The sequence below is a fragment of the Rahnella sikkimica genome (assembly GCF_002951615.1).
Classification (GTDB): Bacteria; Pseudomonadota; Gammaproteobacteria; order Enterobacterales; family Enterobacteriaceae; genus Rahnella; species Rahnella sikkimica.
The window spans coordinates 17,672-34,219 of the sequence record NZ_CP019063.1; the positions used below are offsets into that span (position 1 = coordinate 17,672).

Below are 16,548 nucleotides of genomic sequence, written 5' to 3' on the forward strand. Positions count from 1 at the left end.
ATGGCTTAGCCGCACAACACCGCTGCGCGTGCCGGGTCGAGGCTGATTAATCCGGCGAGTAAACTTTCCATCTCACCGTACAAACGAGGTTTATCTGTATCTGCGCGGCTGGCTTTCATACGTAGCAGTTTCAGACGGCGGGCTTTCACTTCGAACAGCAAATCCGGCTCCCACTGCGTTAGCGTTAGCCGGGCTCCGTTGCCATCCAGCTCACCGAGAAGATGCAGCGCCATGTCGTTTTTGCCGTACTGTTCGGCGACGCGTGCCATCAGCAACCGGATTAGCCACTGATGGCGTGGCGTCCGGGTGCCGGGGCGGTTTTGCAGCCAGTTCAGCGCTGCTTCGACGCCGTCGCTGTCGGCCTGTGCCAGCGCTTCCGGCTCCAGTTGCAGGATGTCGTCATCACCTGCTGGATTGGCAGACGCTGAAGGTTCGTTACTCCAGCTTTCAGAAGAGGTCATCACCTGCTGGTGGATCCAGTTCAGCGTGACTTCATCAGCGAATGGGGTGCCGTCGCTGAACGCCAGCCCTTCAAGGCCCGGCAGGCGGGTTAACAAGCCGTTCAGATCCTGCTGAATAATGGCCGCCCAGCGTTCATACGGTGCGCCCGCTTTGGTCAGCGCCTGATGGGTATACCACTGTAAATCCAGCCAAAGATGGTTCACGCCCTGTGAGAAAAGGCTGTCGGTTTGTTCCAGCAGCTCCAGCCAGCTTTGTTGCAGATACAGGCGTTTGAGCAGCGCGCGGTGTTCGGGTTTCGGCGGCATCAGGCGGGTGCGCGAGTCGGCAGCCAGCGGCGGCAATTCATGCAGCGTATCCAGGCGGATGCTTTTCATCAGGTGATGGCCTGAGAGCCAGCCGTCTGGCTGATCGCGCAGATATTTCGCCAGAAGCTTGGCCTGTTCGAGCAGATCGCGCCCGGAGGAGACCGGTTTCAGTGCCGGAGAGTCCGCTGACGCATTTCCCGCCGGGCTGCTTGTGGACGTGCTGTTTTGCGGGACAACGGCGTCAAAGCCGCCGGACTGGGCAAGCCGGTTTTCCAGCGCAGCGTATAGTGCACCCAACTGCGGTCTGGAAGACTCTTCCCAGGCACTTAGCCCCTGTTCTATAAGTGTCAGTGCGCCAACGATGCGGGCAAAATCAACGCGGTTAACTTCCGGGAACAGCGACAAACTGTCCAGAACTCGCGAGCCGGAAAGCCATTCAAGTGCAGTTTTACGGCTGTTTGCGCGCTGCGGGTGAAGGGTTTCACCAAAACCGGTAATCAGCCCGGCCAGCAGGGAAAGTGCATCCGCCAGCCCGGCTTCACCGTCGCGATGCAGGCGAGCCCAGATGTAATAAGTGGCTACGCGTACATCTTTGCAGTGCGACGTCAGCAGTTTCTCGGCAAGCTCGCAGGTCAGCGTGGTATCCGCGCCGGAAATCTTATTGACCTCTTCGCGCATTTGCTGAAAGTCATCATCATAGCCAGGGTCTTCACCGGCAGGCATTTCAGGTGTTACCGGCTGGAGCCATTTCTCCCAAAGTGAAGCCTGCTGTTGTGCCTGCTGCAGCATCGACTCGGGGTTAGCAGAACAGGCGTTCTGCAGTGTGATTAATGTGGCCATTACTGTTCCTCAGCGATTGCGTCGGGATCAAAAGGTTTTTCAGCCGGTGAAAGCGATGCCGCTTTTATCTGAAAAATTTGTGCAGGGAGCTGGAAATTACGCAGTTTGAGCAAGGCCAGCGGGCCTTCTCCGGCTTCAGTGCGCAGGGTGTAATTCAGTGGCCTGCCGTCGGGGGCGTTCCAGGTGATGTTAAAGCTGCTGTTCACGCCCGGATACGGCGTCACTATGGCTTTATCCAGTAAGCGGATAAGCCCCCACGCACCCGGCATATCGGCATACTGACGGGTACCGGCCTGCGTGCTTATCCAGCTCAGGCTTGCACCCGGTGCTTCGGTGTCATTTGGCCAGGTGAAGCGTTTCCAGGCGGGAAGCTGGTTGTAGTAGCTGAGTTTCTGGCTGTCGATCACCAAATCGGTTTGCATCACATCTTTCGCCGTACCTGGACGCAACTCAAAGTGCAGACCTGCTTCACCGTTGGTAAACACGACGTCAGACAGGGAACTCAGGGTGTCCATGGCATTCAGGAATGCCGGACTGAAGGTCAGCCCCTGTGCATTAATGCTGTCCGGAACCCAATGACGGCCTTCTTTATGCAGAACGCCGTTCAGACGGGTTTGCAGGAAGAGGGCGATTCGCCCGCTGTCGTTGTTGAGATAACGCGCCATCAGCGGCAGTGAGACTTCACTGCTGGTATCTTTCAGCGGATAACGGCTGCCAAATGTGCTGTTCCAGTCATTGACAATCGCCGTCTGCCACTGGGCGTTCAGGCTTTCGGCTGCCGGGGCGAGCACTTGCTGCCAGGCCTGTTCCATAGGCTGGACAAACACCGTCTGCCCGAACCCGCTCCACTCCTGCCCGAGGCTGGCGGCGACCAGACTGCCGTAATCGCGGGTTTCGGTGAGATCAACGGCTTTCCCCTGAAACACGGTTTGCGCCAGCGTCTGAGTCATGGCCTGCGGATCGGCGGCATTCACCACCTGCTGGAGTTTAAGACGCACCTGCGTGACGCGGGTCAGGAAGGTTTGCAGGCTGAGGCTGGTCTGACCGCCACCTTTGTTATCCATCAGCGCTATCACCGGGCCGAAGGTGGCGTCCAGCGGCCCTTTAGCGCCTGCCTGCTGGTCGATGGCCGGTTGTTCATCGCGGTTTAACAGATTTTTGGCCGATTTCACCAGCGAGTCAGACAACGCTTCGCCGGTCTGCCCGGTTTTGCCCTGAATGCTCAGGGTATTCATCAGCGCCACGAGCGGCGACTGACGCACGTCGGCCATCAGCGTGAGCTGGTCGATGGCGTCGGATAACGTCTGCGCCTGCTGCCAGCGCAGGCTGTTGAGGAACTCGAGCCAGCTACCGGAGAAGTCCGCAAAGTAACGTTCTTTCAGGCGGGCCTGCAGCGCTTCCGGGGAATCCTGCTGAACAGCAGTGGTTTTGATGTCGCTCAGCACCCAGTCCATCTCTTCACGGCGTCCGCTGACCACTTTTTCAATGGCCGGTTTAACCGATTCTTCCCAGGCTTTGCGGGTGAACATGCCCGGCACCACCGCGTCGGTGGTAAAGATGCGGCTGGCATCGGTATCGCCGGTCATGTCTGCCAGACGCATATCGGCGTACTGATTGGCCACCTGACGCAGCATTTTCTGGTAGAGCGAGGACTCGCTGTTGCGCGCGCCCATCTGACGAACCAGCAGGGTACGTACCTGATTCACCAGACGCTCATCCGTGGTCAGACGCCATTCAGGGTGCGCAGTAAGATTGCGGGCATAAAAGGCTAACAGGGTCGGGCCATCCCCCTGCCAGACGCCGTCCGGTACGCCGTCACGTTGCGGCCAATCGGTGAGTAACGTATTGCCAAACCAGGTGAAGTCCATCTTCTCCGGACGCGCCAGCATCAGGAACATTTTCAGCTGGTCGTAAGCGGGTTTGATGAGTTTGTCGCGGTTCGGGTCATCGGGCGCAAGCTGCACCAGCGCTTCAAGCTGAGATTCAAGGTGCTGTGCTGCAGCATCACGCAGCAGCGGCAGTGCGCTGGCACCGTAATGCGGCCAGAGGGCAGCGAGCAGCGGGTCATTCTGGCTCAGGCCAAAGCGGCTGTACCACGGCACGCCATCAATTTGGCGATATTGCAATTTATCTAGCGTGTGCTGTAACGCCAGCTGCGCCTGCAGGCGCGCCGGTAACGGCTGTTTGTCATTTGCCGCGAGCTCAACCTGTGACTGCGCATCTTTAACGGCGTCGCGGTTAACCAGAAAGGCCATCACCGAACCCGCGCCCCACAGCATCATCGCGCCCGCCGCAATCAGGGCCAGCAATCTGCGCCAGGCAAAACCGAGCTTCTTCGCCGCAAGCCCGGCAGGCAGTGACGACAGGGAACCCAGCAGGACATCCCAGCGGTTGTCTTTGCCCCAGTGATGTTTCACCGTGCGTTTGGCCTCCACCGACGCCGGGCTGAACATCACACCGGCCAGCGGGGAAGGGCGGTACGGGTTAAGCAGCGCGCCCAGCGGCCCGGCGACCGACTCCGGTGTACGTGTCAGCTGGTCAGCCAGTTGCAGTAAAAACTGATGCCCGGTATCAGCACTCACCTGCTGCGTGCCCTGCTCTATCAGCACCGGCACCAGACCGCTGAGCTGTGCGCTCAGCTCATCCGCGCGGCAACCCGCAGGCAACAAACAGCCGACAGACTGGGTAATGCGGTCTGCTTTTGTACCTTCGGTGATGTGCAGCGACCAGACATACAGCGGCAGCCGCCAGCCCAGCAGCGTGTAACGCGCGGTAAACGCTTGCGCGACGCTATCCATCATGTCGGTGGAAAGCGCTGGCTGTGAATCTTTCTGGCCGGGCAGCGCAGTTTTCGCGAGGGCAGACGTCACCCACACCACGCCATCGAGCGGACGGCGGCGCAATTTACGCAGCGCGCCCAGCCAGGTGGCATCCGCCTTTGCGCCTAAATCGCCGCCCCAGAGTAAAACGGTACCGGCATCTTCCTGCCAGTGTTGTCCGGTCAGGCCGGGCGCAAGCTGCTCTACATCCGCCGCGCTGCCGGTGAGCAGCAAAATGCGGACCTTGCGGAACCAGAAGCGGCCGTAGGTCTGGCGCAGGGCTTGCTGAATTTCAGTGACCGTGATGTGGCGAGGCGGCGTTTGTGCGAGGCGGTTTTCACTGCCTGGCAGAATATTTTGTTGTTTTTCTTCTTTGCGATGCGTGACCTGACGGGCCAGACGCACCAGTGACGGGCCAAAGCGCAAAGCGGCACCCAACACACACACCAGCAGGAAGGCCACGACCTTTTTGCTGGTCGTGTCGAGCCCGACCATTTCGCCGTGATACCAGGTAGCCCAGCCTATAAGGCTGAGTATTGCCAGCAGCAGAACCGTCAGCCCACCGATACGCCAGAGCCTACTTAACGCGCTCATCCCCACTCCCTGATGTGATGGTATAGACAAAATTTTCTGCTCCTGTTGTGGATAACGCTAACCATGATTGCTGCCCGATGCGGACAAAATCAGCCCCCAGCGCAAGGGTGAGCCAGGGGGAATACGGCCCCTGAATACCGCAATATGTTTCGACAGTTGTCATGTCTTCTGCCTGCCACTTCGTGCCCAGTGCATTACCGGTACCGAGCAGCCCGGCTGTGGATTCTTTCCATTTTTGATGGTCAGCAAGAACACTGGCAGTTTGAATCGCTTTTGTTTGCGTCGTCAGAAACAACGCCAGGTCATCGTTGAAATGGTCCATATCTAAAGGCATAGGCCGCAGCACCCGGACTGAATGCGCTAATGCGTATTTTTCCGCTACGTCATCGCTGGTGAAAACCAACGCAGCCAGGCCATCCGAGTAGCTCGTCTCGCCCTGCAACTGCATCAAAAGAACCAGATGAACGCTGGATTCTGGTTGTCTTAGGCGCTCATCCAGCATGCTGAACGCGAGTTGCTCAGTAAGGTTTATCGATGCCGGGCCGGGGCGCGTCGGGTACGTTTCCAGCCAGGATTGATCAAACTGGCTCAACCATTCTTGTCGGGTTCTGTCCGGTTCGTCGGTAAGTAAAGTGACCTGAAGAGGTAGTTCAGCAGGCAGTGCCGATATTGTCTCCCGCACGCCTGACAACAGGAGTGACAGGGGAGATTTGTCTTCAAGATAATCAATACGGCGAATCAAGTGTAAGAACTGCTCCAACCCGCGGGCATTTTTTAGCAATAACGCGGCTGAAATACGTTCTGGCAGTAGCACACAGTTTGCAAGAACGGCGATATAGCGCTCTGCCCAGGCGGTCCATTGCTGCTGGGCGTGCTCAGCTTCCTGCGTAAAGAACTGAAAGCGTTCAAGCTCACGACCGTAGAGATAGCCGCGGATGCAAAAGACCAGTATCCAGAGGACTACGGGGATAACCGAGAATAACCAGATGTTCACTGAATTAAGCACACTCAGCGTTCCGGAAGCGTGTAAAACGAAGAACAACACGCCGGCAATCACCGCCAGTACACCACTGACTAACCAGCCTCCAGAAGAAGGGGCGAGGGTTGGTCGGCGGTAAAGGGTTTTTGACGTTCCCAGCCCATGACTTATCCTATTGCGCAATCCGGCGCGCTTGAAATGACCTGACAGCCGCACTGACACCGACAACCATCCACCACAATGGCTTTCCCGTCTGAAGACCACTCAGAAGACCCTTTTACAATCTGATTGGTGCCGTGTCCAGGAACCGGACAACTGATTTTGTCACCGACCAGAGCGACAGCTTTTCCGTTCACGATCATGGTTGACGATGCAGAAATAACAGCGCCACCGTGGGTGGTTTTATCGCCGAGTAATACGAAGCCTTTTGGCATAACAGTGTTGTCTCAATAGTTTATTGGTGATTTATAAGGAAGATGTTTTAAATGTTTACTCTGCCATTTTTATTAATTGGCAGATGCCACAGCAATGACATTTTCTTTTATATCTTTATAAATAGTGCTGCCATCTTTTTCTGTTACCGCATGTCCAATAGGATTACCCAGTTTATCTTTATATACGATATTCCCCTTAGAAACCTCCGTTGAACTTCCAACCAAAAGGCCAATCTTATCCTTGAAAGAAAAACTGCCATCAGAGTTTTTGGACGATGTGCCTAATGAGCGACCTAACTCATCAGTATAATTCACGCCACCTTGAGCGTTAGAGACTTCATCAATTCTATGGAAATGCTCACTGCTTAAGTAGAACACGCTGAATCCATCAAATGCCATCACTACATTTGAGGTGCATAAGAAGAATGAAGTTATCAGGATGTATTTTGCTATACGATTGGTCATGTTCATCGCCTATGTAAAGTATCAGTGAATAGCTATGGTATGTGTTTTGAAATTTCTGCAAGGCACTGGAAAGCAATACGAAAAATAATTATGGGAGTCTTATGTGTGTAATTCATTATGCGGTCTTTTGATGGCTATTAATTAACTTTAAATTTTAATTATTTGATTTTCATTTGATCGACTTTATCGAAGTCAGGGAAAAACGTTCTTTCGGGGGCAATGCTGCCATCTGGATAAACTATTTTTGCGTAGACGCCATCAATCTTATTTTCTGGTTCAATAAATTTAACAATTTTTCTTTCATCTATCTTAGGGGAAAATATAATATGAGTGGAATTAATTGAACGAAAAGACATAAAGCTCTGTTTCCCTAGAAGGGAAAGTGTTTTTATCTTCTCAGAAATATTTATTTCTCTTATGTAAGGGTAATATTTTGCTGAGATATTTATATCTCCCTGGACAGAAGTAAACTGCCCATTTCGTGATGCATCATCATCGAATGCAATTGTTGCACCTACAGCAGTACCCGGTACCAGGTCTTTTCCGAGATGTGTGGCATCAATATATTCAATCCCTACATTGAACGCGCTTAATGTCCTTTCGCAGGCACCGCCACCGGTCATTGCTACCTTCGCCTTCCAGAGGTCATTGGCTCCCTGCTGCAGGGGGATATTAATGACGTTGTAATTGGGTTCTGTAATAACGGAACCGTCGACTCCGCTGATTCTTTTTTTCAGGCATGTATGCGAAATATACCTCACCTCCAGCGGGAAGGGTTTCGTGTATTGCGAAGGGTTTTTGACTTCCACATTAACCCACTGAGTATCGGAGGGCGGGGATAGCGTTTTATCTGTTGCTCTGGCACAGCTACTTAAAATGAATGCAGAGATACAGATTGTCAGGGTGTTTGTTTTTTTATACATACGTCACTTCTCGAGCTTTTTTATATCTGGATGAGTTGAACCATCAGAGACGACCGTGCCATCAGGATAAATTATTTTATAGAATGCCCCGATTTTATATTCTTTAGGCGAAACCATCCTGACTATTTTTGATTCGTCAATTTTAGGACTATAGTTCACGCTTAGAGATTTAGAGATACTGCTAATCCTTTTTTGTAAGAAGTCTTCTTCGCCAAATAAATTTAATGTATCAATTGCATGAACCATTTTATTTGTTTTAATTAATGGATAGTACTTGGGTTCTAGGCTTAAATCTCCTGGAGAAAAAGTAAATTGCCCATTTCGCGAAGCATCGTCATCAAAAGAAATTGTTGCGCCGACAGCCGTGCCCGGTACCAGATCTTTTCCGAGGTGGGTGGCATCAATATATTCAATCCCTACATTGAACGCGCTTAATGTCCATTCGCAGGCACCGCCACCGGTCATTGCTACCTTCGCCTTCCAGAGGTCATTGGCTCCCTGCTGCAGGGGGACATTAATGACGTTGTAATTGGGTTCTGTGATAACAGAACCGTCGACTCCGCTGATTCTTTTTTTCAGGCATTTGTGCGAAATATACCTCACCTCCAGCGGGAAGGGTTTTGTGTATTGCGAAGGGTTTTTGACTTCCACATTAACCCACTGAGTATCGGATGGCGGAGATAGTGTACGATTTGGAGTACCCGAACAACCGCTGGTAAGTAATACGGATAGAATAATTACGGAAGTCTTTAATTTGTAATTCATTATACAATCCTTTGATAATTGTGAATTAACTGTGACTTTTAATTACTCGACTTTCATTTGATCGACTTTATCGAAATCAGGGAATAGCGTTCTTTCGGGGGCGATATTTCCATCTGGATAGATGATTTTCGGATATTGACCTTTTATTTTTTTTCCAATCCAATAAATTTTATAATTTTACTTTCGTCAACTTTTGGTGAGAATTTTACTTCTTTTATATTATATGCTCGTAAAGATTGAAAGTTCTCTTTACCGAATAATGATAAAGTGTTTTCTTTTTTTCCTAAATTTTTTTCTCGTATGTAGGGATAATAAGTAGAGGTTAAGTTTAAGTTCTCATAAACAGGAGAGAATTTCCCATTTCGCGAAGCATCATCATCGAATGCAATTGTAGCGCCGACAGCCGTGCCCGGTACCAGATCTTTTCCGAGGTGGGTGGCATCAATATATTCAATCCCTACATTGAACGCGCTTAATGTCCATTCGCAGGCACCGCCACCGGTCATTGCTACCTTCGCCTTCCAGAGGTCATTGGCTCCCTGCTGCAGGGGGATATTAATGACGTTGTAATTGGGTTCTGTGATAACGGAACCGTCGACTCCGCTGATTCTTTTTTTCAGGCATGTATGCGAAATATACCTCACCTCCAGCGGGAAGGGTTTTGTGTATTGCGAAGGGTTTTTGACTTCCACGTTAACCCACTGAGTATCGGATGGCGGAGATAGTGTACGATTTGGAGTACCCGAACAACCGCTGGTAAGTAATACGGATAGAATAATTACGAAAGTCTTTAATTTGTAATTCATTATACAACCCTTTGGTGGCTATGAATTAGCGGTGGCTTTAAATTATTTGACTTTCATTTGATCGACTTTATCGAAATCAGGGAATAGCGTTCTTTCGGGGGCGATGCTGCCATCAGGATAAACTATTTTTGAGTAAACTCCTTCAGTTTTTTTCTCAGGCTCTATAAATCTAACCACTTTAGCTTCATTTATTTCAGGCTTGAATAATATTTCGCTCACATTGGAAACCCTCAATGAGAGAAAACTCTCTTTACCTAAGAGTGATAGATCTTTCTTTTTCTTATTAATATTCCACTCTGTTATGTAAGGGTAGTATTTAGGTGATATTATTACATTGCCTTCAATGGTCGTGAATTTCCCATTTCGTGATGCATCATCATCGAATGCAATTGTTGCACCTACAGCAGTACCCGGCATCAGGTCTTTTCCGAGATGTGTGGCCTCAATATATTCAATCCCTACATTGAACGCACTTAATGTCCATTCGCAGGCACCGCCACCGGTCATTGCTACCTTCGCCTTCCAGAGTTCATTGGCTCCCTGCTGCAGGGGGATATTAATGATGTTGTAATTGGGTTCTGTAATAACGGAACCGTCGACTCCGCTGATTCTTTTTTTCGGGCATGTATGCGAAATATACCTCACCTCCAGCGGGAAGGGTTTCGTGTATTGCGAAGGGTTTTTGACTTCCACATTAACCCACTGAGTATCGGAGGGCGGGGATAGCGTTTTATCTGTTGCTCTGGCACAGCTACTTAAAATGAATACAGAGATACAGATTGTCAGGATGTTTGTTTTTTTATGCATTTTCGATTTCCTCTTCTCCATAGCAGGCAAAACGCTCGAGAATATTGTTCCCGTTTTTTATTGATAGCGTCGCCGTTAACGAGATGTCCAGCATTTTTTCCAGATTCAGGAATTTTGTGTTTCTTTCTGCTTCTTTATCCGGCATTTCCAAGCCTTCTTCCTTCATCTGCTCTTCAAATTTTTTGACATTGTCTTTATGCTCTGTGAAATGTCTTTTCTTACTCAGGCCTTTATCATCGATCAATTCAAGGAGTTTGTTGTTTATATAGGGCATATAGGCTGTCATGAAATGGTCGCCAAAGGTCAGGTCCGCCCCCCTGTCAGGATTTTTGCCTTCCGGGAAATAATCAGCTAAATCTTTTGCTGTGAGTGAGTGAATAAACTCTTTCTGATTCTTACCGGCTTCCTGAGCCACTTGTTCTGCTAAAGCAGGGACCAGATAGAGCTTAGTTTTTACCGGCATCCGGTTTTTTAATATTATGCAACCTGCAGGATCAGGATAACTTCTTTTGCAATCTTTCCATTCCCGGCTTTGTGTTGTCGTAAGTAAAACAACCGGGTTGCCGTGGTGCCAGAAACAGTCTCCCCATTCTACTATTTGCCATAAAGGAAGTTGCACAAGGGAAGACCACAATCCCCCTAATACACCGCCGACGGGGCCCCATAGTCTGTAAAACTCATTATCGACGTTTGCTTCTGGCGGCACGGCAGGGACCGGATCATTATCATTAACGTGTCTGTAGTGGGTCAGGCCTGATAATTGCTGGATGGCATCTCGGGTAAATGTGCGCGGCATTCCATAGGTGTATAATAATGGCTTGCTATTATTGAGGGTTGCAGCATGAACAAGAGCTAATGCTCCTCCTAAACTATGCCCACATATGAAAAGTTTTAAACTACCTACTAATCTTTCTAATGTTGCAATTTCGTCTCGGAATTTTCTTTCAAAACGAGTATAGCCATTCCAAAAGCCCTCATGCACTTTTCCTTTTGGTAATAGCGAGGTGCATTGGACTTTGTTGATATTACAGCTCTCAGTATCAATGGGACGAAACACGAGATCGGTACCCACATCGTATAGGGAGGCGGTTCCTCTCCAGGAAATGATGATTTTATCATTGTTATAAACATAGAAAAGTTGTGTGTCGCCATCTCCCTTACTGCCACCTTCCGTACCTGACGTATCTCTTGATGTGTCCATAAATACTGGCGGAGAATAACGCTCACTGAACGGGACATCCTGTGCCAGTGTATTGGTGATGTAACTTCCTTTATGCAGTTGTGGTAACTTCGATAGATCCTGACACTGCGTAATGAAAAACCGGCTTATCGATGAAGTATCAAAAACATTATCATTTGCATAAGCCAGTGACGCTGCAGCGCCGAGGTTAATTGCATTCGCCATCGAGTAATCTTTCTGATGGTGCAATACCAGTTCCCAGGCCCTGAAAGGACATATCTCAATGACATGTCTTTTTTCAAGCTCATTGGTTCTTATTTTTAGACCTTTGAGCGATTGATCTGAGGGAAAATGAAATTGAGGAGGAAAGGGTTCACCTGGTCGTTTCTCAATATCAGGATACGTGCGGCATAATTCACCTATTACGGCGTAATGCCAGATGTGCCCGTTGTCTTCGGCTTCTTTTTTTACCGTCGATTCATTGGGATCTCTGCTAACCCGTAAGGAACGCTGTTCCATTTCTTTTGCCAGTGGCTGGCCATCTATAAAAAATCTTAATTCGCTGCCATAGCGAGGTTCTATTCTTATCAGGCCAGTGGCATCGCTGGTTCCTTTTAGTTCTTTCTCATAACCTCCAGGCGTTGCGCTATTTTCTGCGCTCCATGGCATATTGGCGACGGCTTTACCTTCTTCATCGACCAGCTGTATTTCAACCCAGTATTTTTTTGATTATTTGATGCGGGTGCGTTTTTATTATCTGCCGTGGCGGAGGTTTGGTGCTGAGTCATTTTCATATCCTTTGATAAAATGATGTGAATTAATTATATTATCTAAGTGAACCTCTGAATTTAGAGAATGTTTGGGAGCACAACCATGCTATCGCTCCACCTAATAAAAAACAAAGTGGGATTAGACGGGTTATATACGACATGAGCTGTTGGTTTTTTTCCTCACCCTCGTAATGTACACCTTGGTAAAACAAGTAAATATAAGTTTCATATATTGATTTTGATATTAACTCAAATCTCGCCACAATTGATATTATCGCCATACCAATTACGAATGAAAGAATAATAATGAGAAGGGGTTTGCTGTGGTTTTTAATTTTTTTAGATACACAGTAATAACTGAAAATATTTAACCCGATACAAATCAGGATTAAAGTCGATAATAGGTAAAGAGGATTAAAAAATGGGGTGTGTTGTGCAACAATTTCAAAAATCCCGTTTCGTGATAACCCATCCAGAGCGAAGAAAACAGCGACAGTATAAAAAGATGTAATCATACATGCGAGAGAAAGGCAGAACTTTTTTTTCATTTTTAATCAATCTCCTAAAAAATGACCTTTTTGGCTTTAGTCAAGTCTGACACACGAGTACCATCGCCAAAGAGTCCTGTTATGGTTTCAGTTGCAACCGGTAAAGAGACGCGGAAAAAACAAGCAACACTACCACTTCCTGCTTTGTTCATCGTTGATTGTATCTGGGTATTCGATTTTCAGAGGAGTCGGTGAGTCTGAGTATATGTTAACCGTTTTTCCGAATTCATCCGTTGTTCCTTCATATGTATCACCCTCACCGGTTGTTACCCGATAACGGGTAAACGGTAGTATTGCCCCCGTTTTCTCATCCGTAGAGGTGTAAGTGGCAGCAAACGCTTTTGGCATTTCAGGAGGGGGAGAGTTGAGACTCGAAGCGGCCATCTTCAATACATTTGCACTTTTTAGGAGGATATTACCCGGTGCTCCTAATTCAATATTGCCACCGCTGAGCTTGATGTAAGCACCGCCGCAGGTCAGCACCAATTCCGTTGACGCTGTGACGGTGATTTTTCCTTCAGCGCTGGTGACATTGATATCCTTTTTCGCCAGGGTCTCAATATTGTCATCCTGCGCCTGAATATCTATTTTCCCTTTGCCCGCAATCAGTTTCATGCCATTGGCCTGAGCGAACAGACTCACAGCTTCGCCAGCTACGGCGGTGAAGCTTTTTGCGGCACTGATATCTGTATTGGTTCCTGACATCAACCCGATGCTTTCACTCCCCGAGGCCAGGCGTATCGTCTTCGGGCTGACCAGACCAATACCATCCGGGGCGGATACAACAATACCTGCTGCTTTTAGTTTGCTCAGTGACTGATTTAGTGTCTGCTGGCTGGCAGTATCTCCGGGAACTGCTGTTGCCGTTTGTGCGGCTTTCGACATGCTCCGGGCTAGCGTAAGGGCTTGCTCCAGCTGGGCTATTGCATCGTCCATTTCCAGCATTTGGCCGCTGGCGCCAAACTGATTATCCGCCGCCAGTAAAATCCCTTTACCGCCACGAATTACACCCCATTCATCCGTTCGCAGTTCAAACCCTTCTCCACGTTTTTCACGGGCAGCGTTCACATTGTGCCCGAGATTCAGCTGCGTCTTGCCGCCGTACTCGGTGCTGAGTTTGATGTGTTCTTCGCCGCGTTTGTCCTCCATCCGCAATTTGTTGAGGGCAGGGGTACGAATTACGTTTCGGGTGCTGTTCTTTTCGGTGACGTGATCAACGTGACGCGAATCGTGCAGGACGTGGGCAATATAAGGCCTGTCCGGGTCGCCGTCGTGGAAGGCGATCGCGACTTCTGTGCCCTGAATGAGGGGGAAATGGATCCCGTAAACGTCGCCGCCGTAAGGTTTGGCGAGGCGCACCGGCATGCTTTCCTGACCCTGCGTTTTATCGTCCTGATCGGCATCGAATTTCACGCGGTATAAGCCGGATGCGTCCTGCCAGGCGTAGATATCGTTGGCCTTCGCGCTGGTGACGCGGGCCATCATTGTACCGCTGACTTTCGGGCGATCTTTTAGTGCCGGACGCCAGCAGAGAGTTTCGCTGAAGGGAATGGCTGCGAGGGTCACCATCAGCGCATCTTTGCGGCTGCCGAAAAATCCTGTGCGGATCACTACCATCGGCAGTGACAACTGTTCCGGCAGCGTGGACGGGATAGCGGTATCGGTAACGGTTAGCACCTGCGCGGGGTGCAACGTGACGTCCGTGCTACGGCCGGTAATCAATGTTTGCTGAGATAAAAAACGCTCATGGTCGAGGCGCGCTGCGAAGTTACCAGTTTCGGCTGCCGCGTCGGTCTTCGCGCCGTTATCCAGATGGCGGGGTTTATAGTGATAAACGTCACCATAATTGATCCCTTCACCGTCGCCACGCGTTGCATCAGCTTTGGCTGATTGCAGTACTTTTTGCGCTTCGCGGTAGTTGTAGTCCTTTGCCGTCACGCTGGCCTGCACCACATTCTGTTGAACGCTCAGCCCCCAGACTGACTCTGCGCCGCTGTCGCTCATGCCCGACGGGCTGTTAAGCGGCAGCGTTTTACCAAACTCATAAGCGCTTTGCTTGTCGGCGAAGTGGATTACTTCGGTTTGCGTATCAGGCTGCAGGCTGAAGAAATAGAAAATCCCGACTTCGGAAAGCAGGCGTTCGATAAATTCCAGATCGCTTTCCTGATACTGGTTTATCTGCTCGCGCTTTGGATAAGTTTGCTTGAGGTTAAACTCATATTCCCAGCCTTTAAGGCCATGTTCTTGAAGCACCTGTTCCACGACGTCCTGCACGGATTTATTGACGAAGAAGCGGTGGGTGCGAAACTGTTTGTCCAGAAGTGCCAGGAAAGGTTTAACAATAATTTCATACCGAACCTGATCGCGGGAGCCGCTCAGGCGCTGAAAGCTGGTGACCACGCCGTGTACCACTTTCCCTTCGGTCGGGCTGAACAGATCACCAATTCCCATGCTCAGGGTGGCGGGTTTATTCAGTAACATTTCCGGGGTAAGGTCAGGATGGAGTGTGGTGAATTTTATCGTGTAATGATAAAGCTCGCTGATTTGCTCCAGCCCGTCAAAACTCTCTACATCCAGAAGGTAAGGGCAGGATGGAATAGTCAGGGTATAGCGGTTAAGCGTGGTTCCAATCATTTCAGATATATTTTCCATATGGATATTTCCCTACCCCAAAAATAGTAATTTTAAATAAATTCGCCATACTTTTCTGTTGATATTACAGGTTAGCGATAATAATCTCGCTCGTCATAAATATAAGTCAGTGCGAATTTATAAAGGCCATAACCAATAAAAAAGGCCAGAATGCCCGCACATCCGAAAAGGATGTGGTAAGGCTTATGAGAAGAAAAGAAGCAGCAAATGGAGTAAATCGGACTAATTAAGCCCAGTAGCATTCCCGCCCCAGCCACAAGAGTAGAAATGATAATGCGTAAGAACTCTGATATGCTCATGGGATCTCCAATCCGCGGTGTATTCAACTCGACACTAATATTTATCACTCCATTTTTTATGGATTTTGGGAAATGAAAATAAATAAATCACATAACCAACACCGCTAATAAAAATAGTTCCAAATCCTAAATAGAATCTACACGTGTTTTCTGATGCAAAAAAAAACCAGCATGAAAGGAACAGTCCTATGAGTACTAATGTCGCGCCAAAAGCGCATATCAGATTAAAAAATACTGTTCTAGCAAAGTTTTTTAAAGTCATAATCCATCCAAAAAATATTTACATATTTTATCAAATTCTTCCGGATTTCGTTCGTTAACACGGCATGCTTTCTCGAAAGGCTTAACAGTGTCTTCAACAAGAAAATAGATGAGATCCAAATTTCCCATCTGCTTCAACTGAGAGTAGATCTCAGGGTTTGTTTCACGTAAATATCGAGATGAGTAAATTGCTCGGGAAGATTCAGAACCAATTGAAAGAAACGCCCCAACGATCGTGCCTGTTAATAAGGCTGTAGTTGCACGTTCAGAAATTGCATACCCTAACTTTATACCTGTAACTTGAGAAAAAAACATTTTCCCTATAACACTTCCAGACATCTGTATACTAAGAGAAGGAATATCAATCCTGGAGATGAAATCATCAAGGAATACATTAATAACTTTTTCGATTATTATTTTGTTGAAGGGCGTTCTTTTGATCAGTTGAGCGATTCTGTATTTATCATCCCGATTTTCCCGTCTATGTTCAACGTCCATAAAATCGTATCCCAGGTAACCAAGGTTTACCGGAAGAGAAATAACCCCCTTTGCTACAGCCACCAGGAATCCGAATCTATCGAGATTAATGGCAGCCAGCATTTCTCTGGCTATATCTTTAGCACTGTCCATCGCTGTTAT

The 16,548-nt window shown here is 48.8% G+C and carries 12 protein-coding genes; all 12 read right to left on the bottom strand.

Translation table 11 applies throughout. The annotated features are described in order from the left end of the window. Positions 1-5: 5 nt before the first annotated feature. On the bottom strand, positions 6-1,607 hold the full coding sequence (gene tssA, locus BV494_RS21575) for a type VI secretion system protein TssA (RefSeq protein WP_104924872.1): 1,602 nt from the start codon (positions 1,605-1,607) through the stop codon (positions 6-8). Further along, complete coding sequence (locus BV494_RS21580; protein ID WP_104924873.1) at positions 1,607-5,020, bottom strand: ImcF-related family protein; 3,414 nt, start codon at positions 5,018-5,020, stop codon at positions 1,607-1,609. Before BV494_RS21580 ends, tssA begins: the two co-directional genes overlap by 1 nt. Further along, complete coding sequence (locus BV494_RS21585) at positions 5,004-6,263, bottom strand: KPHS_23130 family T6SS system protein (RefSeq protein WP_501207390.1); 1,260 nt, start codon at positions 6,261-6,263, stop codon at positions 5,004-5,006. The genes BV494_RS21580 and BV494_RS21585 overlap by 17 nt, the downstream gene beginning before the upstream one ends. Continuing rightward, entirely contained in the window at positions 6,167-6,433 is a 267-nt protein-coding gene (locus BV494_RS21590) for a PAAR domain-containing protein (RefSeq protein ID WP_104924874.1), read from the bottom strand. Before BV494_RS21590 ends, BV494_RS21585 begins: the two co-directional genes overlap by 97 nt. Positions 6,434-6,505: 72 nt before the next feature. Then, positions 6,506-6,898 (bottom strand): hypothetical protein, encoded by a 393-nt coding sequence (locus BV494_RS21595; RefSeq protein ID WP_104924875.1) that lies wholly within the window; start codon positions 6,896-6,898, stop codon positions 6,506-6,508. A gap of 158 nt (positions 6,899-7,056) precedes the next feature. Beyond that, positions 7,057-7,821, bottom strand: coding sequence for a restriction endonuclease subunit S domain-containing protein (locus BV494_RS21600; RefSeq protein ID WP_104924876.1), 765 nt, complete (start codon positions 7,819-7,821; stop codon positions 7,057-7,059). A gap of 3 nt (positions 7,822-7,824) precedes the next feature. After that, positions 7,825-8,586 carry a hypothetical protein gene (locus BV494_RS21605; protein ID WP_104924877.1) on the bottom strand — a complete coding sequence of 254 codons (762 nt, stop codon included), beginning with the start codon at positions 8,584-8,586 and terminating at the stop codon, positions 7,825-7,827. A 143-nt stretch (positions 8,587-8,729) separates the two neighbouring features. After that, the gene (locus BV494_RS21610) at positions 8,730-9,392 is read right to left on the bottom strand and encodes a hypothetical protein (RefSeq protein WP_226790122.1); all 663 of its coding nucleotides are present in this window, start codon (positions 9,390-9,392) and stop codon (positions 8,730-8,732) included. A 42-nt stretch (positions 9,393-9,434) separates the two neighbouring features. Next, a complete protein-coding gene (locus BV494_RS21615; RefSeq protein WP_104924878.1) occupies positions 9,435-10,199 on the bottom strand; it encodes a hypothetical protein in 765 nt (254 codons plus the stop codon). Next, positions 10,192-12,048 carry a lipase family protein gene (locus tag BV494_RS21620; RefSeq protein ID WP_104924879.1) on the bottom strand — a complete coding sequence of 619 codons (1,857 nt, stop codon included), beginning with the start codon at positions 12,046-12,048 and terminating at the stop codon, positions 10,192-10,194. The genes BV494_RS21615 and BV494_RS21620 overlap by 8 nt, the downstream gene beginning before the upstream one ends. 778 nt (positions 12,049-12,826) lie before the next feature. Beyond that, positions 12,827-15,349 carry a DUF2345 domain-containing protein gene (locus tag BV494_RS21630; protein ID WP_104924881.1) on the bottom strand — a complete coding sequence of 841 codons (2,523 nt, stop codon included), beginning with the start codon at positions 15,347-15,349 and terminating at the stop codon, positions 12,827-12,829. 557 nt (positions 15,350-15,906) lie between these two features. Then, on the bottom strand, positions 15,907-16,539 hold the full coding sequence (locus BV494_RS21635; RefSeq protein WP_104924882.1) for an Ssp6 family T6SS pore-forming effector: 633 nt from the start codon (positions 16,537-16,539) through the stop codon (positions 15,907-15,909). Between the last annotated feature and the right edge of the window lie 9 nt (positions 16,540-16,548).